At 61.1% G+C, this 21023-nt stretch carries 19 protein-coding genes; 3 read left to right on the forward strand and 16 right to left on the reverse strand.

Annotated features, from left to right (window positions below):
* Positions 1-17 precede the first annotated feature (17 nt).
* From QUV35_RS12090 to rpmH, 6 genes are all read right to left on the reverse strand, one after another.
* A complete protein-coding gene (locus tag QUV35_RS12090) occupies positions 18-509 on the reverse strand; it encodes a Crp/Fnr family transcriptional regulator (RefSeq protein WP_300874158.1) in 492 nt (163 codons plus the stop codon).
* Positions 510-615: 106 nt separating this feature from the next.
* A complete protein-coding gene (gene mnmE, locus QUV35_RS12095; RefSeq protein WP_300874161.1) occupies positions 616-2010 on the reverse strand; it encodes a tRNA uridine-5-carboxymethylaminomethyl(34) synthesis GTPase MnmE in 1395 nt (464 codons plus the stop codon).
* 114 nt (positions 2011-2124) lie between these two features.
* A complete protein-coding gene (gene yidC, locus QUV35_RS12100) occupies positions 2125-3837 on the reverse strand; it encodes a membrane protein insertase YidC (RefSeq protein ID WP_300874163.1) in 1713 nt (570 codons plus the stop codon).
* Positions 3834-4121 (reverse strand): membrane protein insertion efficiency factor YidD, encoded by a 288-nt coding sequence (yidD, locus tag QUV35_RS12105; protein ID WP_300874166.1) that lies wholly within the window; start codon positions 4119-4121, stop codon positions 3834-3836. The genes yidC and yidD overlap by 4 nt, the downstream gene beginning before the upstream one ends.
* The gene (locus QUV35_RS12110) at positions 4111-4530 is read right to left on the reverse strand and encodes a ribonuclease P protein component (protein ID WP_300874169.1); all 420 of its coding nucleotides are present in this window, start codon (positions 4528-4530) and stop codon (positions 4111-4113) included. Before QUV35_RS12110 ends, yidD begins: the two co-directional genes overlap by 11 nt.
* Before the next feature lie 80 nt (positions 4531-4610).
* The gene (rpmH, locus tag QUV35_RS12115; protein WP_006299042.1) at positions 4611-4745 is read right to left on the reverse strand and encodes a 50S ribosomal protein L34; all 135 of its coding nucleotides are present in this window, start codon (positions 4743-4745) and stop codon (positions 4611-4613) included.
* Between the two features lie 222 nt (positions 4746-4967).
* Here rpmH and dnaA point away from each other — a divergent pair, with 222 nt between their 5' ends.
* The 3 genes from dnaA (at position 4968) to gyrB (ending at position 10376) form a co-directional block, all read left to right on the forward strand.
* Positions 4968-6386, forward strand: a complete 1419-nt coding sequence (dnaA, locus tag QUV35_RS12120) for a chromosomal replication initiator protein DnaA (RefSeq protein ID WP_300874171.1) — start codon at positions 4968-4970, stop codon at positions 6384-6386.
* Positions 6387-6571: 185 nt separating this feature from the next.
* A complete protein-coding gene (gene dnaN, locus QUV35_RS12125) occupies positions 6572-7678 on the forward strand; it encodes a DNA polymerase III subunit beta (RefSeq protein WP_300874174.1) in 1107 nt (368 codons plus the stop codon).
* A 79-nt stretch (positions 7679-7757) separates the two neighbouring features.
* Positions 7758-10376 carry a DNA topoisomerase (ATP-hydrolyzing) subunit B gene (gene gyrB / locus QUV35_RS12130; RefSeq protein ID WP_300874176.1) on the forward strand — a complete coding sequence of 873 codons (2619 nt, stop codon included), beginning with the start codon at positions 7758-7760 and terminating at the stop codon, positions 10374-10376.
* Between the two features lie 514 nt (positions 10377-10890).
* Here the strand turns inward: gyrB and QUV35_RS12135 are convergent.
* From QUV35_RS12135 to QUV35_RS12180, 10 genes are all read right to left on the reverse strand, one after another.
* The gene (locus QUV35_RS12135; protein WP_300874178.1) at positions 10891-12330 is read right to left on the reverse strand and encodes an aldehyde dehydrogenase family protein; all 1440 of its coding nucleotides are present in this window, start codon (positions 12328-12330) and stop codon (positions 10891-10893) included.
* Between the two features lie 26 nt (positions 12331-12356).
* The gene (locus QUV35_RS12140; RefSeq protein WP_300874180.1) at positions 12357-13964 is read right to left on the reverse strand and encodes a GMC family oxidoreductase N-terminal domain-containing protein; all 1608 of its coding nucleotides are present in this window, start codon (positions 13962-13964) and stop codon (positions 12357-12359) included.
* A gap of 61 nt (positions 13965-14025) precedes the next feature.
* A complete protein-coding gene (locus QUV35_RS12145; protein WP_300874182.1) occupies positions 14026-15348 on the reverse strand; it encodes an ABC transporter substrate-binding protein in 1323 nt (440 codons plus the stop codon).
* A 19-nt stretch (positions 15349-15367) separates the two neighbouring features.
* Positions 15368-16357: a branched-chain amino acid ABC transporter permease gene (locus QUV35_RS12150; protein WP_300874184.1), complete on the reverse strand. Its 990-nt coding sequence runs from the start codon at positions 16355-16357 to the stop codon at positions 15368-15370.
* Positions 16354-17232, reverse strand: coding sequence for a branched-chain amino acid ABC transporter permease (locus tag QUV35_RS12155; RefSeq protein WP_300874186.1), 879 nt, complete (start codon positions 17230-17232; stop codon positions 16354-16356). The genes QUV35_RS12150 and QUV35_RS12155 overlap by 4 nt, the downstream gene beginning before the upstream one ends.
* 2 nt (positions 17233-17234) lie before the next feature.
* Positions 17235-17948, reverse strand: coding sequence for an ABC transporter ATP-binding protein (locus QUV35_RS12160; protein WP_300874188.1), 714 nt, complete (start codon positions 17946-17948; stop codon positions 17235-17237).
* On the reverse strand, positions 17945-18793 hold the full coding sequence (locus QUV35_RS12165; protein ID WP_300874190.1) for an ABC transporter ATP-binding protein: 849 nt from the start codon (positions 18791-18793) through the stop codon (positions 17945-17947). The genes QUV35_RS12160 and QUV35_RS12165 overlap by 4 nt, the downstream gene beginning before the upstream one ends.
* A gap of 5 nt (positions 18794-18798) precedes the next feature.
* Positions 18799-19575, reverse strand: coding sequence for an enoyl-CoA hydratase-related protein (locus QUV35_RS12170; RefSeq protein WP_300874192.1), 777 nt, complete (start codon positions 19573-19575; stop codon positions 18799-18801).
* Positions 19576-19577: 2 nt separating this feature from the next.
* Complete coding sequence (locus tag QUV35_RS12175) at positions 19578-20780, reverse strand: CoA transferase (RefSeq protein WP_300874195.1); 1203 nt, start codon at positions 20778-20780, stop codon at positions 19578-19580.
* A 23-nt stretch (positions 20781-20803) separates the two neighbouring features.
* On the reverse strand, positions 20804-21023 hold a 220-nt coding region (locus QUV35_RS12180), incomplete at its 5' end, for a hypothetical protein (RefSeq protein WP_300874198.1).

Raw genomic sequence — 21023 nt, forward strand, 5'->3', positions numbered from 1 at the left:
CACCGTCCTCGGGGCGATCAAGTGACAGCCACCCGCTTGGGTTTGTTGTACATGCGCCGGGCCAGCACCGCCGACATGGCCACCGTGACTTCCAGCGCGACTTCAGGGTGTCGGCTGGAGAGCTCGCGAAAACGCAGCGGGGTCATGCACCAGAGCCGGCAGTCGCTGCCGGCGTGCACCGTGGCGCTGCGGGGCAGGTGGCTGAAAAACGCGCCTTCGCCGAGCAGCGAACCCGAGCCCACCACTGCGATGCGAACGCGCTCCTTGTCGTCTTCGTAGTGCACGGTGAGCGTGCCGCTCTCGACAAAATAAACCGTGCGGTCCTTCACACCCTGCTCGATCAGCACCTGACCCTGCTGCAGCACCACCGGCTGCAGGTAGTTGGCCAGCATCGGCCACTGGATTTCGGTCAGGTTCAGGGGCACCGCGTCGAGCGCGCTGCTGTGCCGCATGGACTCGGCCAGGCCTTTGATGTCGAAGCGCAGGGATGTCGGTGGTGTGACATGCATCACGTCAAGATACCCGCGTCCCGCATGCCCGCGCAAGCTGTACTTACCAGTGTTTACAACTGCACCGCCGAGCGGCATTCGCTGCGTTCCGGGCGGCGTGCGCGGCCTACTTTCCGATGCAGAAACGCGAAAAGATTTCGCCGAGCAGATCGTCGGCCGTGAACTCACCGGTGATCTCGCCCAGCGCGCGCTGAGCCAGCCGCAGCTCCTCGGCCAGCAGGTCGAGGTGATCGGCGCGACAGGCCAGCAAGGCATCGGCCTGCGCCAGATGAGCGTCGACGCGGTGCAGCGCCTGCAGGTGTCGGGTGCGTGCCATGAAGAGGCCATCGCCAGGCTGCTGCCAGCCCGCGATGGCCAGCAAGCGCTGGCGCAAGGCCTCCAGCCCTTCACCCTGTCGGGCCGATATGGCCAGGCCGCCTTGCAGGTCGATGCCTGCCGCGGGGCACTGGTCGAGCTTGTTCCACACATGCAGCACCGGCACACCCGCGCCGACCGCCAGCGCCAGGCTGGTGGCAATCACCTCGTCCGCCTGTTGGTAGGCGGCGGCGTCACAGCGGGTCAGGTCGTGCAGGAACAGCACCACATCGGCTTGCCGGATGCGTCCCCAGGCCCGCTCGATACCGATCTTCTCCACCTCGTCCACATCGGGGCTGTCGCGCAGGCCGGCCGTGTCGACCACGTGCAGCGGCACGCCCTCGATCTGGATGGTCTGCTGCACCACGTCGCGCGTGGTGCCAGCCACCGGTGTGACGATGGCCAGTTCGGCGCCGGCGAGCGCGTTGAGCAGTGAGCTCTTGCCCGCGTTGGGCTGGCCCGCAATCACCACCTGCAGGCCATCGCGCAACAACGCGCCCTGGGTGGCCTGCGCCAGCACCGCCAGCAAGGCCTCGCGCAGTCGGCGCATCTGCCCCGCAGCGTCGGCCTTCTGCAGAAAGTCGATGTCCTCCTCGGGGAAATCCAGCGTCGCTTCAACCAGCATGCGCAGGTTGACCAGGGCATCGCGCAGTGCATGGATGCGTCCCGAGAACACGCCGGCGAGCGAGCGCGAGGCGCTGCGCGCCGCGGCTTCGGTGCTCGCATCGATCAGGTCGGCCACCGCCTCCGCTTGCGCCAGGTCGAGCTTGTCGTTGAGGAAGGCGCGCTCGGTGAATTCGCCTGCGCGAGCCACGCGCAAGGCAGGCAGGACATCGCGCGCAGCCTCGAGGCAGCGCGCCACCAGCAACTGCAACACCACAGGACCGCCATGACCCTGCAGCTCCAGCACGTCTTCACCGGTGTACGAATTCGGGCCCGGAAACCACAAGGCCAGACCGTGGTCGATGGGCTGACCTGCTGCGTCGGCAAAGGGCAGGTAGGTCGCTTCGCGCGGCGTCAACAGGCGCCCCAGCAAGGCCTGCACGAATGGCGTCAACCCCCTGCCCGAAACGCGAACAATGCCGACCCCGCCCCGACCGGGCGCGGTGGCAATGGCAACGACGGGATCACGCGAGGCAGCGAGCATGGGGGTCGAGCATAAAGGGCCAGGCCCGGAAACAACGAGGGCCTGCAACGCAGGCCCGGCGAGGAACAAAGTGCCCCGCATCAGCGGCGCAGGGGGGTCACCTTTGCCTTGGGGTCATTTCTTGAAGTCGGGCATGCTGAACTTCAGCGGCACACCCATCTTCTTGTTGATGAACGCCTGCTGGAGGATGGTCAGCACGTTGTTCGTGATCCAGTACAGCACCAGGCCGGACGGGAAGAAGAAGAACATCACCGAGAACATCAGCGGCATGAGCCACATCAGCTTGGCCTGCAGGGGATCCGGCGGCAGCGGGTTGAGCGCGGTCTGGATCATGGTGGTCACGGCCATCACCAGCGGCAGGATGAAGTAAGGATCGGGCGAGGACAGGTCGGTGATCCAGGCCAGCCAGGGCGCATTGCGCATTTCCACGCTGGAGAGCAACACCCAGTAGAGCGCAATGAACACCGGGATCTGGATCAGGATGGGGAAGCAGCCGCCCAGCGGGTTGACCTTTTCTTCCCGGTACATCTTCATCATTTCCTGCTGCATCTGCTGCGGGTTGCCCTTGAGGCGCTCGCGCATTTCCATGATGCGCGGGTTGATCTTCTTCATCTTGGCCATGCTGCGGTAGGCGCTGGCGTTGAGCCAGTAGAACGCGGCCTTGATCAGCACCACCAGCAGCACGATGGACCAGCCCCAGTTGGCCACGAAGCCATGGATCTTCTCGAGCAACCAGTACAGCGGCTTGGCCAGGATGGTCAACCAGCCGTAGTCCTTGACCAGTTCGAGGCCCGGAGCGATGGTCTCCAGGACCTTTTCTTCCTGCGGGCCGACAAACAGGCGGGCCTGCACGCTCTGCGTCTGTCCGGGCTCGATGGCCGTCAGGTTCGTGATGCTGCCCACCGCAAACAGGTTGTTGTCGATCTTGCGGGCAAAGTTGTCGCGTGCCACCCCCTCGCCCAGCAGCCAGGCCGAAGCGAAATAGTGCTGCACCATGGCCACATAACCGTCGCTGGCCGTCTTGGTGAATTCGGCCTTGTTCTTCTCGATGTCGTCGAACTCGACCTTCTGGTACTTCTGCTCGTTGGTGAAGACCGCGGGGCCGGTGAACGTGGAATAGAACGGCGTCTCGCTGCTGAGCTTGCTGCCGTCGCGCACCAGCTGCACGTACAGCTGCGGATTGACCGCCTGCGTGCCGAGGTTCTGCACTTCGTGGTTCACCGCAATGTCGTAGCTGCCGCGCTTGAGGGTGTAGGTCTTCACCAGCTTCACGCCGCCCACATCGCCGGACTCGAAGCGCACCTGCAACTCGTTCTGGCCATCGGCCAGCGTGGTCTCGGGGGTGAGCAGGGTCATCGGCGTCTTGTGGGTCGGAAACGACCCACCGATCAGGCCGGACTGCGCCACGTAGATCCGCTCGGCGCTCTGGGTCAGCAGGGTGAAGGGTTGCTCGCTCTGGTCCTTGCTTTGCTGCGTGGCTTCGGCGTGCTTGAGCAGTTCGGCACCAACCAGCGAGCCGCCTTCGGTGTTGAACACCAGCTTGAACACATCGGTGGTGACCTCATGGCGGGCGGCGACCGGGCTCGGCGCACCGGTGGGCGCCTCACCCGGCACCGTGCTGGCGGGGGCGGTGCCCGAGGGCACGGCCACAGCCGCGGGCAGGCTGGCGTCGGCAGCCGGTGCCGGCGCCGCGGCCGGTGCCGTCACCGGAGCGGATCCCGGGAAAAAGGTGGGCTGCTGTCCATTGTGGATCTGCCATTTGTCCCAGACCAGGACCATGGACAGACCAAACACCACCCACAGGATGGACCGACGGATGTCATTCATGACGCGTTCTTCTTTGCTGAGGAGGGGGAAAGCAGGCGGGAAAAGAGGGCCGGTCGGGTCTCGGGCACCGGATCGAAGCCGCCGTCGCACCAGGGATGACAGCGAACCAGCCGCGCGACCGTGAGGTAGGTGCCGGCCGCCGCGCCGTGCCGCTCCAGCGCGCCGATGGCATAGGCAGAACAGGTGGGCTCGAAGCGGCAACCACTGCCCAGGGACGGACTCAACAGCAGCCGGTAGCCCTTGACCAGACCCACCAGCGCCTGGCGCGGCCAGTCAACCCACATCGCGGGTCTCCACCGGCACGGCCGGCCTGGGCAACTGGACACGCGAGAGCAGCTGTTCCAGCTCCAGGCGCACCGCGCGCTTGAGCGCGTCGGACGTGGCGCTCACGAACTGCTTGCGGCTGAACTCGCTGCGCAATCGAACCACCCACGCCGCATGCGGCAGCGCCACAGGCAGGTGCCGCGCCGCTTCGTAGATCTGGCGCCGGATGGCATTGCGTGTAACGGCCCGGCGCGCCCAACGCTTGGGCAGGAGCACGCCCAGCCAGGCATCGGCCACCGGAAACAACGGCTTGCCCTCGACGTGTGCGTCCAGGGCCGCGCGGTGCAGGGCGAAGTGAGGGGTCTTGGCCACGGGCGCTCCAGCCATGACGGCCTGGAATTGCGGACGGGATCGCAGGCGCTGGGTCACTGCACAGGCGCCAGCATCTGGCGGCAGACGGACCGGGCACAGGGACGCCGGCACGACATGCGCCGATTCAAAGCGCCGACTCAGACAGCCAGGCGCTTGCGGCCTTTGGCGCGACGGGCATTGATCACGGCACGCCCGCCTCGGGTCTTCATGCGAACGAGAAAGCCGTGGGTGCGGGCGCGGCGGATCTTGGAGGGCTGGTAGGTGCGTTTCATGGTGGTCTCTTACAAATCGGGAAAACCCGCAATTATCGCAAAGAAAACCCAGGTGCGGCAAGCACTTGCCCTTGGGTGCGCACGATCCACTTCAGCAACAGCCCCGGCCGCCACGGTCACGGCGGTACGCCGACCGGCTTGTGGATAAGTACCTGGCCGTCCTACAATGCCGCGAGCGTCCCGCGTCATTTGTCCACAACCACAACAACACCGCCACCCAGCATGACCGAGGGCCATCTCCCCAGCGTGTCCCTGCCTTCCGGCAGTCCAGACACCCTCTCCCTGTGGTCGGCCTGCATGGACCGACTCTCCCAGGACATCCCCGAACAGCAGTTCAACACCTGGATCCGGCCGCTGTCGGCCACCGTGTCGGCCGACGCGTCGCGGGTGACCGTTTCGGTGGCCAACCGCTTCAAGCTCGACTGGATCCGGTCGCAGTACGCGCCCCGCATCAGTGCCCTGCTGGAGCTCATCCAGGGCACGCCCGTGTCACTGGAGTTGGTGCTTGCTCCGCGTGAAGGGCCCAGCCGCACGTCACCTGCTCCGCGCACGGCGCAAGAACTGGTGCTCGCCGAACTGCCCGATCTGGCCCCACCCGAGGTGGTGGCACCCAGCGGCGCCAAAACGCGTCTGAACCCGGCGCTGACGTTTTCCACCCTGGTGGAAGGATCGGCCAACCGCATGGCGCGGGCGGCCGCGATGCATGTGGCCGGCAGCCTGGGCCAGTTGTACAACCCGCTGTTCATCTACGGCGGTGTCGGCCTGGGCAAGACCCACCTGGTGCATGCCATCGGCAACCACCTGCTGGCCGACCGTCCACAGGCCAAGGTTCTCTACATCCATGCCGAGCAGTTTGTGTCGGATGTGGTCAAGGCTTACCAGCGAAAGACCTTCGACGAATTCAAGGAGCGCTACCACTCGCTGGACCTGCTGTTGATCGACGACGTGCAGTTCTTTGCCAACAAGGAGCGCACGCAAGAGGAATTCTTCAACGCTTTCGAGGCCTTGCTGGCCAAGAAGAGCCACATCGTGCTCACCAGCGACACCTATCCCAAGGGCCTGGCCGACATCCACGAGCGGCTGGTTTCGCGCTTCGACTCGGGCCTGACCGTGGCCATCGAGCCGCCCGAGCTGGAGATGCGGGTGGCGATCCTGATCAACAAGGCGGCGGTGGAAAACGCCGTCATGCCCGAAGAGGTGGCGTTTTTTGTGGCGAAGAACGTGCGCTCCAACGTGCGCGAACTCGAAGGTGCGCTGCGCAAGATCCTGGCGTATTCGCGCTTCAACCAGAAAGAGATTTCCATCGCACTGGCGCGCGAGGCGCTCAAGGATCTGCTGTCGATCCAGAACCGGCAGATCAGCGTGGAGAACATCCAGAAGACCGTGGCCGACTTCTACAAGATCAAGGTCGCGGACATGTACAGCAAGAAGCGCCCGGCCAGCATTGCCCGTCCGCGCCAGATCGCCATGTTCATTGCCAAGGAGCTGACGCAGAAAAGCCTGCCGGAGATTGGCGAGCTGTTCGGCGGGCGCGACCACACCACGGTGTTGCACGCGGTGCGCAAGATCGGGGCCGAGCGCCAGCAGAACACCGAGCTCAACCAGCAGTTGCACGTGCTCGAACAGACGCTCAAGGGATGAGGCAGTCCGAATGAGTTGTGGCGCTGCGACCACCCCCGGGCCCGGGCCGCTGTCAAGCCGGACAGCGTTTTGCCGGGTGCGCTGCCAAAACAGCGAAAATAGCGGGGATTTGGCTCCGACAGACGAAGGGCCCGCCGGGGAGGCAACCTCCGGATCACAAGCAACCAGAGACGAAAGAGTCTGACATGATCGTTTTCAAATCGACCCAGGACAAGGTTCTGGCCGCGCTTCAGTCGGTGGCCGGCATCGTGGAACGCCGCCACACGCTGCCGATCCTGGCCAACGTGTTGCTGCGCAAGACCGGCTCGCAGGTGCAACTGACCACCAGCGACCTGGAAATCCAGATCCGCACCACGGCCGAGCTCGACGGGGACAGCGGCAGCTTCGCCACCACCCTGGGCGCGCGCAAGCTCATCGACATCCTGCGCACCATGTCGGGCGACCAGAGCGTGAGCCTGGAGTCCAGCGCGGGCAAGCTCATCCTCAAGGGCGGCAAGAGCCGCTTCACGCTGCAAAGCATGCCGCCGGAAGACTTTCCGCTGGTGCAGGAGTCCGCGAGTTTCGGCCCGGTGTTCTCGGTGCCGCAGAAAACGCTCAAGAGCCTGCTGGGCCAGGTGTCGTTCTCGATGGCGGTGCACGACATCCGCTACTACCTCAACGGCATCCTGTTCGTGGCCGAAGGCAAACAGCTCAGCCTGGTGGCCACCGACGGCCACCGCCTGGCCTTTGCCTCCGCCACGCTCGACGTGGAAGTGCCCAAACAGGAAGTGATCCTGCCGCGCAAGACGGTGCTGGAGCTGCAGCGCCTGCTCTCCGACAAGGAAGGCGCGATCGAGATGCAGTTCGCGGCCAACCAGGCCAAGTTCAGCTTCGACGGCATGGAATTCGTCACCAAGCTGGTCGAGGGCAAGTTCCCCGACTACAACCGCGTGATCCCGAAGAACCACAAGAACATCGTGACACTCGGCCGCTTGCCGCTGCTGGCCTCGCTGCAGCGCACCGCCATCATGACGAGCGAGAAGTTCAAGGGCGTGCGCCTGAACATCGAGCCCGGCGTCCTGCGCGTGGCCTCGAGCAACGCCGAGCAGGAAGAGGCGGTCGACGAGCTCGACATCGACTACGGTGGCGACACCATCGAGATCGGCTTCAACGTGACCTACCTCATCGACGCGCTGCAAAACATGTCGCAGGAGATGGTTCGCATCGAACTGTCTGACGGCAACAGCTCCGCGCTGGTGACCAACCCCGACGACAACGCCTTCAAGTACGTTGTCATGCCGATGCGGATCTGATCGGCCGCGATCCCCTCTCCCCCAAGCCCGACCCGCTGCCCAGCGGGTTTGGCCTTTCTAGCGATTGAGAAAAGTCCCCATGTCCGAAGCCAACAAGCCCGCCGATTCCGTCAACACCGGGGCGGCCAGCGCCGACAGTTCCAATTTCCAGCCCACCATCGACGCCCACCAGGCCGGCGCCAGCGAGGGGTATGGAGAGGGCTCGATCCAGATCCTGGAGGGCCTGGAGGCCGTGCGCAAGCGCCCGGGCATGTACATCGGCGACACGTCGGACGGCACCGGCCTGCACCACCTGGTGTTCGAGGTGGTCGACAACTCGATCGACGAAGCACTCGCCGGCCACTGCGACGACATCGTGGTGACCATCCACAGCGACAACTCCATCAGCGTGACCGACAACGGCCGCGGCATTCCCACCGGCGTGAAGATGGACGACAAGCACGAGCCCAAGCGTTCGGCCTCCGAGATCGCGCTCACCGAACTGCACGCCGGCGGCAAGTTCAACCAGAACAGCTACAAGGTCTCCGGCGGCCTGCATGGCGTGGGCGTGAGCTGCGTGAACGCGCTGAGCCAGTGGCTGCGCCTGACCGTGCGCCGCGAAGGCCTGGTGCACCAGATCGAGTTTGCGCGCGGTTTCGTGCAGAACCGCCTGCTGGAAACCACGCCCGGCGGCATCGAGATCTCGCCCATGCGCGTGACCGGCCCCACCGAGAAGCGCGGCACCGAAGTGCACTTCCTGCCCGACTACGACATCTTTCGCGAGAACGCCGATTTCCACTACGAGATCCTGTCCAAGCGCCTGCGCGAGCTCTCCTTCTTGAACAACGGCGTGCGCATCCGCTTGAAGGACGAGCGCAGCGGCAAGGAAGACGACTTCTCCGGCACCGGTGGCGTCAAGGGTTTTGTCGACTTCATCAACAAGGGCAAGACGGTCCTGCACCCCAACGTGTTCCACGCGCTCGGCGACCGCCACAGCGACCAGGGCACCAACATCGGGGTGGAAGTGGCGATGCAGTGGAACAGCGGCTACAACGAGCAGGTGCTGTGCTTCACCAACAACATCCCGCAGCGCGACGGTGGCACCCACCTGACCGGCCTGCGCGCGGCCATGACGCGGGTGATCAACAAGTACATCGACGACAACGACTTTGCCAAGAAGGCCAAGGTCGAGGTCACCGGTGACGACATGCGCGAAGGCCTGTGCTGCGTGCTGTCGGTCAAGGTGCCCGAGCCCAAGTTCAGCAGCCAGACCAAGGACAAGCTGGTTTCCAGTGAAGTGCGTGGCCCGGTGGAAGACATCGTCAGCCGGCTGCTCACCGACTACCTGCAGGAGCGTCCGAACGACGCCAAGATCATCTGCGGCAAGATCGTGGAAGCCGCCCGCGCCCGCGAAGCCGCGCGCAAGGCGCGCGAGATGACGCGCCGCAAGGGCGTGCTCGACGGCATGGGCCTGCCCGGCAAGCTGGCCGACTGCCAGGAAAAAGACCCCGCACTCTGCGAGATCTACATCGTCGAGGGCGACTCCGCCGGCGGCTCCGCCAAGCAGGGTCGCGACCGCAAGTTCCAGGCGATCCTGCCGCTGCGCGGCAAGATCCTGAACGTGGAGAAAGCCCGCTACGAAAAGCTGCTCACCTCCAACGAGATCCTCACCCTCATCACCGCCCTGGGCACCGGCATCGGCAAGGCCGGCGGTGAAGGCGCCAACGGTGACGGCAAGGACGATTTCAACGTCGCCAAGCTGCGCTACCACCGCATCATCATCATGACCGACGCCGACGTCGACGGCGCCCACATCCGCACCCTGCTGCTGACCTTCTTCTACCGCCAGATGCCCGAGCTGGTCGAGCGCGGCCACATCTACATTGCGCAGCCACCGCTGTACAAGGTGAAGGCGGGCAAGGAAGAGCTGTACCTGAAGGACGCCGCCGCGCTCGACGGTTTCCTGCTGCGCATCGCCCTGAAGGAAGCCAGCGTGTTCACCGGCGGTGCCACCCAGACCACCCTGAGTGGCGACACCCTGGGCGAGCTCGCGCGCAAGCACCAGATCGCAGAGAGTGTCATTGCCCGCCTGTCCAACTTCATGGACGCCGAAGCCCTGCGCTCGATTGCCGACGGCGTCTCGCTCAACCTGGACACGGTGGAGCAGGCCGAGGCCAGCGCAATCGCACTGCAGGCCAAGCTGCGTGAACTCGCCACCACCGGCGTGCCCGCCGAGGTGGCGGCCGAGTTCGATGTGCGCACCGACAAACCCGTCCTGCGCATCAGCCGTCGCCACCACGGCAACACCAAGAGCAGCGTGCTCACGCAGGACTTCGTGCACGGCGCCGACTACGCCGCACTGGCCACCGCCGCCGACACCTTCCGTGGCCTGCTCGGCGAAGGCGCCAAGGTCATGCGCGGCGAAGGCGAGCGACAGAAAGAAGAAAAAGTGGCCGACTTCCGCGTGGCCATGCGCTGGCTCATCAGCGAAGCCGAGCGCACCACCGCACGCCAGCGCTACAAAGGCCTGGGCGAGATGAACCCTGCACAGCTGTGGGAAACCACCATGGACCCCACCGTGCGCCGCCTGCTGCGCGTGCAGATCGACGACGCGATCGAAGCCGACCGGGTGTTCACCATGCTCATGGGCGACGAGGTGGAACCACGCCGGGACTTCATCGAGGCCAACGCTTTGCGGGCGGGCAACATCGACGTTTGACTGCGTGTAGGTTGGGAACAGGTGTCGATTGACCGGTGTGCTGTTGGGAATGCTTGGGTCGCTGGTCACAATATTTGTTTTCAGCGACGGCTCTGCAGCGATCTCGGTCGGTCTCTGCCAGGAGCTGGATTCGCGGTACCTGACAGGGAGCAGTCGTTGGCTCACCCGGCAGTGCGACGGTATCAATGACAGGTATTGAGGGAGCTGCAGTCATCCAGCTTGGCAGGCCGCAGATGCCTCTTTAGATCGCGGTTGAATGTCAGCGTCGAGGAAAGTCTTGCGTCATGTCCTCCTCGCGCGACCAAGTCATCTGATCGACACATCCCAGTGGGCCAAGGTGAGCTGGATGGCCTGGCGTACATAGTCATCATCCAGCCGGCGACCACGAAGCGAGGAATCTGTGCAGCCGTCCAGATATCTAGTCGGCCATTCCCGCATGCCGCGAGCCGCCTATTCAGTCTCGTCTCGCTTCAGCAGATCTCGGGTTCGTCGAAGATGTGCAACAGAGCTTGCGTCATATCAGCTTCATGGTGACGTTCTTCAATTGCATGTAGTCGTGAAGCGAGGCCATGCCCTTTTCGCGCCCTATGCCGCTTTTCTTGTAGCCGCCCATTGGCGCCTCGATGGCTCGTTCGTGGTATGTGTTCACGTACACAGTGCCAGCTTCAAGCTGAGCAGCCACGCGGTGCGCCCGGCTCACATCCTGCGTCCAGATGCCAGAGGCGAGGCCGTACTCGGTGTCGTTGGCAATGCGGATCGCCTCCTCCTCCGTGTCAAAGGGAATCAGTACGCCAACCGGCCCAAAGATCTCTTCGCGCACCACCCTCATCTCTGAGGTGACGTTGGTGAAGATGGTTGGTTTGATGTACAGCCCAAGCTCGAGGCCACCTCCGGAGGCTCGATCACCACCTGTCAGGCACGTCGCGCCCTCCTGTCGCGCGCTCTCAAAGAAGCCGAGGATCTTTTCGAACTGGACCTGATTGGCAATCGGGCCCAGTGTGGGAAATGGCCTGTCGCGACCCATGGGAAACCCCTCAGCGGCTGCAGCAATCTTGGCGCTGAAAGAATCGAATATGGTGCGCTGGACCAGGATTCGCGTGCCAGACGTGCATATCTGACCGCTGTTCAAAATGAAACCCATGAGAACCATCGGCACTGCAGCTTCGAGATTTGCGTCCTCGAAAACAATGTTGGGCGACTTCCCCCCGAGCTCTAGCGTGAGCGGCATGATCTTCTGCGCGGCGACAGCTCCGATCGCTTGACCAGTCTTCACAGAGCCAGTGAAAGCGACTTTCCGGACCAACTCATGCGCAACGAGCGGGGAGCCAACACTGGCCCCGTCACCCGTCACCACGTTGAGCACGCCGTTGGGCATACCCGCCTGGGAGGCAAGTCGAGCCATCTCCAGAGCCGTCAGCGAGGAGAACTCACTTGGCTTTAGAACCACGGTGTTGCCCGCTGCAAGTGCCGGAGCCACGCTTCGGGCTGCTTGATTGAGTGGGCCGTTCCAAGGTGTGATGATGCCGACCACGCCATAGGGCTCGTAGAGGTTGTAGCAAAACATCTGCGCGTTGATGGGGATCGTGTCGCCATGAATCGAAGAGGCCAGACCTCCGTAGTAGTCGAAGAACTTGGCTGACTCGACAACGATCATCGGCGCGAGCGTGGACGGCATGCCCATCTCGTCTGATTCCAGTTTCCCCAGCTGTGCAGCGTTTTCCACCAGCAAGTCAGCCAGCTTTCGCAGGATCTTCCCGCGCTCCAACGGATTCATTTCTGCCCACGCGCGCCTGGCGGCATAGGCAGCGCGAACGGCCGCGTCGACGTCCTGAGCGTTTCCTTGTGCAACCTGGGCGACGACGGTTCCGTCATTCGGACTGATCGAGTCGAAGTACAGGCCAGAGCTCGGCTTTTCGAATCGACCGTTAATGTACATATCGTATTTTTGAGACATGAGTTTGTCCTTGGTGTGAGCTGATATCAGCGTGCTTTTTGATCGGCAAGAATCATGGCGGCGCCTTTTTCTCCGATCATGATGGTCGGCGCATTGGTGTTGCAGGAGGTGACACGCGGCATGACCGATGCGTCCACCACCCGCAGACCTGCTATGCCATGAACCCTTAGGTTTGTGTCGACAACCGCCTTGGCATCTGCTCCCATGGAGCACGTGCCAACGGGGTGGTAGACCGATTGAGCTTCATCGCGAATGTAGTTTTCCCACTCGCCATCAGACTTGATCAACGCGCCAGGAGAGACCTCACGCTGAATGAAGTCGGCCAGTGGTGGTGTCTCGAACACCTTTCGAATCCAGCGCATCCCCTCCCGCATGACATGCAAGTCCTCTGCGTTGTCGAGGTAGTTGGCGTGGATGCGAGCAGGATCGCGAGGATTCGGACTGGCAAGTCGAATGGATCCGCGAGCCCTGGGCCTCAGCAAACTGCATGAGGCGTTGATCCCAGGAAACTTGTCGAGAACGATCGCGCCCTTCTTGCTGATGGTCAGACTCATTGGGCGAAAGCTGATTTCCACATCAGGTCGATCTGCGTTCAGCCCCACTCTTGGAAAAGCTGTTGCCTGCACCGCACCAATGTTCAGATAGCCACTTCGATTGACAAAGTACTTGAGCGCCTGGAAGTACATGCGCGCTCCTGTCAGCTGATGGTTGAGCGAAATCGACTTGTCGCACTCAGCGATGTAATATACGTAAAGGTGATCCTGCAGGTTCGCGCCAACACCGCCCAGGTCGTGCTGAACCTGGATGCCCAACTCCTGCAAGTGCTTCGCCGGGCCGATGCCGGACAGCATCAATAACTGAGGTGAATTGATAACCCCACCCGCCAGGATCACCTCGCAGCGAGCTGTGGCCGTGTGGCGCTGGCCGCCCTTGGTGTAGTCGACTCCCTTGGCTCGTTTCCCTTCGACGTTGACCCGCTCAACCAGGGCCTCAACGACGACATGCAGGTTCTTGCGCTGTCTGACTGGATGCAAAAATGCTGCAGACGTGGAACTGCGTTGCCCGTTCCTCACGGTCACCTGAGCCCGCCCGACACCCTCTTGGATGCCATCATTCAGGTCCCGTCGAAAGGGCAGTCCTGCATTGACCGAGGATTGAATGAAGAGCCGACTCCCTTCGTCATCGATTGCTGGATCACTTACCGCCAGTGGCCCGTTGGCACCGTGCATCACGCTCGAACCATGTTGCTGGTTCTCGCTAAGCTTGAAATAGGGCATGACATCGTCCCATCCCCAGCCGGGGTTGCCCAGACGGGCCCACTCGTTGTAGTCCTCTGGATGGCCTCTGAGATAGACCATGCCATTGATCGAGCTGGACCCCCCCAAGGTACGCCCTCGCGGCCAGTACACCCTTCGGTTTCGCAGATGCCTTTCGGGCTCTGTGAAGTAGCCCCAGTTGGTCGGCCCAGGTGCAAAGACACGCGTAGCACCGGCCGGGATTTTCATCCAGATGCTTTTGTCTTCTGGACCCGCCTCAAGCAACAGAACCCTGTTGCTGGGGTTCTCCGAGAGGCGATTGGCCAGGACGCATCCGGCGGAGCCTGCGCCCACAATGATGTAGTCGTATTCGTTCATGTCCGGCACCAGAAGACCGGAGCCTCCAAAGCGGAGACATCAGGTCTTATCTGTATCAAGCTCACTGCGCGACTCCGCTGCTGATGACGGGTCCGAAAAGCTCCCATTGCTCCCCCTTGAGGCGCATCATCTGAAGCTGCTGAATCGGATACAGATCTGTTGGTGTGGTGTTGGCAACGATGCCTGGGAGCATCAACTTGAAAGGCACCCTGTTCAGGCTGGCTGCTTGTTTCATCACGTTCGCTCGAGAAAGATCGTCTCCGCTTTGGCTCAAAATTTGTACTAGTGCCTGAGCTGTCACATAGCCATAAACGTTCATCGAATCGGCCTTGTTCGCTCCAGGCACGTACTTGTCCATGAAGGCAACCCAGGCCTTCATGTCTGGATGGTCTTTCCAACGCGCATCGGTGGACTCCATCAGATAGGCAGTGCTCAAGATGCCTTGGCTGTTCTCGATGCCAGCAGGCTTCATCACTGCCCCGACCGAAACCGAAATATTGATCAGGTAGTGGGTCGGCTTCCAACCAATCTCGGCAATCTTCTTGATCACCTGAGAGGCGAACTTGGGCGTCGTGATGTTCATCAAGACGTCAGCGCCCGCTGCTTTCAGTTTGAGCACTTGAGAATCAATGGTGGGGTCGGAAGGCTCGTAGGTGGCCTCTGAAACAATCATGGATTGGCCCTTTTCGCCCAGGCCTTGCTTGAGCCCAGAAAGGTAGTCCTTTCCGAAATCGTCGTTTTGCGACAGCACTGCGATCTTGGCGTTCGGGAAATTGGCCAGAATATGCTTGCCGTAGATCACCCCCTCGCTGTAGTAGGTGGGTTGCCACCCCAACGTCCATGGATACTTTTTGGGATCTACGAGGTTCGTGGCACCACCACCGACCAGGAGTTGAGGGACTTGCTTCGCGTTGAGATACCTCTGAGCGGCCAGGTTTGCGGCTGTACCAATGGTATTGAACATCGCGAGAACTTCATCGCTTTCCACCAGCTTGCGAGTCTGCTCGACCGTTTTCGGTGGACTCAGTGAGTCGTCGTAAGAGATGAAATTGATCTTGCGACCATTGATTCCACCGCTGTCGTTGATCATCTTGAAATACGCAGCCTCGACTTTGGCGATGGTGCTGTAGGCTGATCCAGGGCCGCTGTAAGGAGCCGTGTTGCCAATCCGGATCTCGGTGTCTGTCACGCCTGGGACTTGCGTCTTTTGTGCCCATGCGTTTGAGAGACTGAGACCGCCAAGGACGGCTGCGGTCAGCCACTTCGATAGGCGCGGGTACTTCGTCTTGGCCGGACGACTACCGCTTGGGATTTTCTTGCGAGTGCCCTCTGCGAAGGCGATCTCGGATTCACCGAATGGGGTCTGGTTGTTGCTGTTTTGCATGTCTCACTCCTGGTTGTGGTCAGTTTGAAATACCGGTCTTGCGTCGGATGCGATTGGAAAGAAGGTCTCGAAAGGTGCTTGCACCTGAGGGCAGGAAAAAAATGAGTGCGATGAGAAAGGCTCCGTAGACGGCACCGGACAGCCCTTTGGAGACAGTTTCTGCAAGGTTGGGCACGATCAGCACGAACACTGCGCCAAAGAAAGCTCCAGGCAGCCAGCCAACGCCACCGACGACAAGACCAACCAGGATGAACGCAGATAGGTAGAACGTGAAACTGTCTGGTGCGATGTACTGCACGGCCATTGCACTCAACGCGCCTGCAATGCCATTGAACGCAGCGCTGAGTCCAAAGGCCAGGGTCTTGTACATGGCGATGTCAACGCCCATCGCCTTGGCGGCCACCGGGTTCTCTTTGACCGCAAGAAGTGCGAGTCCAGAACGGCTGTTGATCAGGTTCCGTGCTGCAAGGAAGAGAAGCAGTACGGTTCCTAGCGCGATGTAGTACAGCCACTGGTCCTCATTGAGAGGCAGTCCGGCAGGAGCCTGAGGTCTGGCCACTGCGAGGCCCTGGGATCCTCCAGTCCACTGCTCCAGCGCGGACATCTTGAGGACCTGGGGCATCGCCACAGCCAGCGAGAACGTCGCCATGGCAAGGTAGACGCCTTCGAGTCGCAGCGCAGGGAGACCAAACAGGAAGCCGAAGATGAAGGCGACGGCGCCCGCTGCAGGAATGGCAATTCCGTAAGGCAAGTCGTAGGTCCCCATCAAGATGGCTGCCGTATAGGCACCCACTGCAAAGAAAGCTCCGTGCCCCAGGGACAACTGACCACTGAATCCGACCAGGAGGTTCAGTCCGAGAATGGCGATGGCGTAAATCATCACCAAGGTGATCTGGAAAAGGAGAAATCCTTTGGCGAGCATCGGCAGTGTCAGTGCGATGCTCATCAGCACCAACATCGACACGAGAGTCAGCCGGGCAGGCAGCTTGCGATTGGGTTGGTGGTTCATACGCGGCTGACCAGCTTTCTTCCGAGCAGCCCTTGTGGTCTGACGACCAGGACCAATACGATCGTGACCAGAGCCAGCGTGAGCTTGAGCTCCCCGCCTATCCCCGGGATGAATGTCCCTGCAAGGTTTTCAAGAACGCCCACCAGGACGCCACCCAGAACTGCACCCGCGGGGCTGCTGAGTCCACCCAGCACCGCGCCAGCAAATCCATAGATCAGGACGCCGGCCATCATGTTGGGCTCCAGGAATACGACTGGGGCGATCAACATGCCTGCGACCGACCCTATGGCGGCAGCCATGCCCCACCCGAGTCCCTCCAGTGCCTTCACTCGGATGCCTAGCAAACGCGCGGAGCCGGCGTTGTTCGCAGCGCCACGCATCGCCAATCCGACCTTGGAGAACTTGAAGAAAACGTACAGGATTGCGAGGAGCGCCAAAGTGGTGGCCATCATGCCGGCCTGATGACGGCTGATCCACACACTTCCCATGAACGGACCCGTTCCAAACGGCGTTGGAAACGCCTTGACTGTGAAGCTCCATACGTAACCTGCCACGCTGTTGATCACGAGTAGCAGACCGATGAACACAATGACCTGGCTCAACGGAGGAGCATTGCGAAGTGGGCGCATCAAGGTGCGCTCCAAGAGCATGCCTAAAACGAACGACCCAACCACCGTGCCCGGAAATACCAGCCAGTAAGGTATTCCGAACTCCAGAAGCTGCCACGCCAAAAAGGCAGACAGCATTGCCATCTCTCCCTGAGCGAAGTTCACATGCCCAATGGCCTGGTAAATCATGACCACGGCCAAAGCCACGCACGCATAGATGGTGCCCGTCGAGATTCCCGCGACCAGCTGCTGTATGAAGAGTTCCATGTTCAACCTCCCAGGTAGGCCCGGCGAACGCTGTCGTTCTTCTGGATTTCATCGGATGTTCCAGAGAAGACAACGCGACCGGTTTCCAGCAGGTACGCATGGCTCGCCAGGGCCAGTGCGAGACGAGCGTTTTGTTCAACCAGGAGAATGCTGATCCCCTGCTCTTCGTTCAGTCTTCTGAATATCTCGAAGAGATCACGAACCACGATCGGGGCAAGACCAAACGATGGCTCGTCCAGCAGCAGCAAACTCGGCCGAGACATAAGCGCTCGCCCCACAGCAAGCATCTGCTGCTCGCCTCCCGAGAGGGTTCCGGCCTGCTGATCCCTGCGCCTCTGAAGCACAGGAAAGTAGCCATAGATCCGTTCGACATCCTTTCCAATGTCGGTTGTGTCCTTGCGCAGGATGGCGCCGAGCTGCAAGTTCTCAGCGACGCTCAGTCCCGCGAACGTTCCCCGTCCATCAGGCACATGTCCAATACCGAACCGGGCAATCTCTTCTGTGGATTGCTGGTCGATACGCCGACCTTCAAACTCGACAAGTCCTTGACGAGACAACATGCCGCAAATCGCTCTTAGTGTGGTGGTCTTACCTGCGCCATTGGCACCAAGCAATGCGGTAATCGTTCCAGCACGGATATCAAGGCTGATCCCCTGGAGGATCTTGGTGCTTCCGTACGAGGCGACGAGATCCTTGACGACAAGTTGGCCCTTCATGTCGCTTCTCCACCCAGATAGGCAGCAATCACATCGGGGTGCGTTTGCACCTCTTCGGGCGTCCCCTCTGCGATCCTTCGGCCAAAATTCAGCGCGACGACATGGTCCGATATCGACATCACCAGCCCCATGTGGTGCTCTACCAAAAGAATGGAAAGTCGAAAATCCTGTCGAATCTTTTGAATGATCAACCCCAGCTCATCAACCTCCTCATGGTTGAGGCCGCACGCAGGCTCGTCCAGCAAGAGCAATTTGGGTTCGGTGGCAAGTGCTCTTGCCAGTTCAACCCGCTTTTGGGTTCCGAAAGGCAGATCTTTGACCTTGGTGTCTGCCACGGACTGCAGCCTCAGGTAGTCCACAAGACTGCTGGCTGCTGCGTTGGATCTAGAAATTGATCGACGGCTTGCCCGCAGGCGCAGCGCATCAGTGAAAACATTCCCGCTCGTTCGGGTGTGCAGCCCGATCCTTATGTTTTCGGTGACGCTCAGATTCTGAAACAGGGCCAGATTCTGAAACGTGCGTCCAATGCCCAACGCTGCGATCTTTTGAGCTGGGACGTTAAGTAGAGACTCTCCAAGGTAGCGGATTTCACCCTCATCTGGCGTGTACAGCCGACTCAGGCAATTGAACAGCGTTGTCTTGCCAGCACCGTTCGGGCCGATTAGCGACACCACTTTTCCCTGAGGAATGCTGAAGCTGACCTGGTCGAGCGCAATCACTCCGCCAAACCGTACAACAACGTCCTTCACATCGAGCAGTGAATCGTGAAGGTTCGGCGTTGCGCCGTCTCCAGACGGCGATCCATTGGCGTGGGGCGATCTGGTTGTGAGGTCCACGGCAAGCATTTGCGTCACTTGCCCATGAAGACAGGTTTGCGCTTGTCGGCGAAGGCCTTGCGACCCTCCAGGCGATCCTCGCTGTTGCGAAGAAGGCCGAATGACTGCTGCTCAAGCTCTAGCCCCAATGACAGGGTCGTTTCAACCCCAAGGGTTGCCAACCGCTTCACCGCGGACACCGCCAGCGGAGCGTTGCCAGCAATCTGGTGAGCAATGGCCAGCGCCGTCTCCATCAAATCAGCTGCCCCCACGACGCGGCTAACCAGACCGATTCGAAGCGCTTCTTGTGCGTCGATGCGAGAACCCGTCAGCAGCATCAACATCGCGTCTGACTGACCGATCGCACGGACGATCCTTTGTGTTCCTCCTGCGCCTGGAATGCTGCCGATGCAAACCTCCGGAAGACCGAAGCTCGCTCGGTCTGATGCAATCCGAATATCGCATTGCAGGGCCAACTCCAGCCCGCCCCCCAGCGCGAAACCGTTGATCACTCCGATCACAGGCTTGTTCGTTCGCAAGTTAGCGAGACTCGGCGCTCCATGCGTTGATCCGAAGTGGAGCTCGGCAAACCCCTCCGTGGGCGGCATGGTCTTCTTCAAATCCGCACCCGTGCAGAAAGCGCGCTCACCGGCACCCGTAAGGAGCGCCACTCGTATCGAAGGATCAGCTGAAATTCTCTCCCAAGCTGCGTTCAGCTGAATCACCGATTCAGGATCCAGCGCATTCATCGCCTCGGGACGATCAAGAGTGACCGTTGCGACGAAGTTGCAGACATCTATAGTGACGGGCATGGTTAGCAAGATCCTTGGTTGTCGGAGGGTGGAATGCCCAGCAGCGTATCGATTTCCAAAGGGCTGTAGTCCAATGATTCGAGAATCTCGCGCGTGTGCTCGCCCATGCGCGGTGGTGGTCGGTTGGCCACGGGAAATTCGCCAACAGCTCCCAAAGTGAAACGGGGCAGGTGGATGGAGCCGGCCGATGGATGCTCGATTTCTTCGTTGAGCCGCGCATCAACAAAAGGAGGCGAGACAGCCACCTCGGCATAGTTGTTGATGGGGCCACAGATGATGTCGGCGGCCTCGAGCACTTCGATCCACGCCAGCTTAGGCTTCAAGGTCATTCGAGATTCGAGCGCCAAAACCAGTTCAGCGCGATGGCGAATGCGCCCAGCAAGGTCGGTGAATCGCGGGTCTACCAACAGTTCAGGAAAGCCAATGGCTTCGCACAGTGCTTTCCAGCGGCTCGGCTGGTAGGCCGCAACCATGATCCAGCCGTCAGCACAACGGATGGCTTCGTTGGGCGCTGCATAGGGCGCCGCACTGCCAATCCGCTCGGGGACGATGTGATTGGAGAAGTAGGCTGCCAGCGCTGACTGCTGTAGCGCAACTGCACTGCTGAACATGCTGACGTCCAGGTGCTGGCCTGTGCCCGACGTTTCTCGCTGTGCGATGGCAGCGAGCACAGCGATGGATGCGAGATAGCCCGTGACGATGTCCACCACAGGCACCTGAACCTTGCAAGGTGGGTCGCCTGCCGAGCCAGTCACGCTCATCAATCCAGAAACCGCCTGAATCACACCATCAACACCCGGCTTGTCTTTCCATGGGCCGCTTTGGCCATAGGCCGATATAGAGCAATAGACAACCCGTTGATTGGCCTTGCTCACCTCGTGGTAGTCGAGCGAGAGCCGCTTCATCACCCCCGGTCGAAAGCTTTCGACCACCACGTCGGCCTCCAGCAAAAGCTCTCTACACACGCGAAGGTGATCTGGATTCTTGAGATCAAGCGAGGCGCTTCGCTTGTTTCGATTGAGCGACATGAAGGTAACGCTCTCGCCCTGGACGCACGGAACGAATACACGGCCAAGTTCACCGCCAGGTGCTTCGATCTTGACGACATCTGCGCCAAGATCAGCCAGCATCATGGTGCAGGTAGGGCCAGCTGCGATCTGTGTGAAGTCGATGACTTTCAGACCAGCAAGTGAGTGAGACAACATAGACAGATCGTGGTGAACGCGTATCAAGAGCCGCGAATGTTGTTCTCTCGGATGATTCGGGCCCACTTCTCGGTTTCGAGCTTCAAGGAGCGTGCAGAATCTTCTGGAGAAAGCGTCAAGGTCTCAAATCCAGCGATGGCGAGAGACTCCTTCATCTCTGAGTTGCCCACCACGCGGTCAATTTCAGATCCCCCCCGTGCCAATATGACCTGCGTCACCTCCCCCTGATAAATCAGTGAGTAA

This window comes from Hydrogenophaga sp., assembly GCF_030373225.1.
In the GTDB taxonomy this organism is placed as follows: Bacteria; Pseudomonadota; Gammaproteobacteria; order Burkholderiales; family Burkholderiaceae_C; genus Hydrogenophaga.

Coding starts and splice junctions, on each gene's coding strand:
- QUV35_RS12155 (WP_300874186.1), bottom strand. CDS start 17,232: ATGGAACTCTTCATACAGCAGCTGGTCGCGGGAATCTCGACGGGCACC.
- yidD (WP_300874166.1), bottom strand. CDS start 4,121: ATGTGGGTTGACTGGCCGCGCCAGGCGCTGGTGGGTCTGGTCAAGGGC.
- QUV35_RS12140 (WP_300874180.1), bottom strand. CDS start 13,964: ATGAACGAATACGACTACATCATTGTGGGCGCAGGCTCCGCCGGATGC.
- QUV35_RS12090 (WP_300874158.1), bottom strand. CDS start 509: ATGCATGTCACACCACCGACATCCCTGCGCTTCGACATCAAAGGCCTG.
- dnaA (WP_300874171.1), top strand. CDS start 4,968: ATGACCGAGGGCCATCTCCCCAGCGTGTCCCTGCCTTCCGGCAGTCCA.
- QUV35_RS12145 (WP_300874182.1), bottom strand. CDS start 15,348: ATGCAAAACAGCAACAACCAGACCCCATTCGGTGAATCCGAGATCGCC.
- mnmE (WP_300874161.1), bottom strand. CDS start 2,010: ATGCTCGCTGCCTCGCGTGATCCCGTCGTTGCCATTGCCACCGCGCCC.
- QUV35_RS12170 (WP_300874192.1), bottom strand. CDS start 19,575: ATGCCCGTCACTATAGATGTCTGCAACTTCGTCGCAACGGTCACTCTT.
- QUV35_RS12150 (WP_300874184.1), bottom strand. CDS start 16,357: ATGAACCACCAACCCAATCGCAAGCTGCCTGCCCGGCTGACTCTCGTG.
- QUV35_RS12165 (WP_300874190.1), bottom strand. CDS start 18,793: ATGCTTGCCGTGGACCTCACAACCAGATCGCCCCACGCCAATGGATCG.
- rpmH (WP_006299042.1), bottom strand. CDS start 4,745: ATGAAACGCACCTACCAGCCCTCCAAGATCCGCCGCGCCCGCACCCAC.
- QUV35_RS12175 (WP_300874195.1), bottom strand. CDS start 20,780: ATGTTGTCTCACTCACTTGCTGGTCTGAAAGTCATCGACTTCACACAG.
- dnaN (WP_300874174.1), top strand. CDS start 6,572: ATGATCGTTTTCAAATCGACCCAGGACAAGGTTCTGGCCGCGCTTCAG.
- QUV35_RS12135 (WP_300874178.1), bottom strand. CDS start 12,330: ATGTCTCAAAAATACGATATGTACATTAACGGTCGATTCGAAAAGCCG.
- QUV35_RS12160 (WP_300874188.1), bottom strand. CDS start 17,948: ATGAAGGGCCAACTTGTCGTCAAGGATCTCGTCGCCTCGTACGGAAGC.
- yidC (WP_300874163.1), bottom strand. CDS start 3,837: ATGAATGACATCCGTCGGTCCATCCTGTGGGTGGTGTTTGGTCTGTCC.
- gyrB (WP_300874176.1), top strand. CDS start 7,758: ATGTCCGAAGCCAACAAGCCCGCCGATTCCGTCAACACCGGGGCGGCC.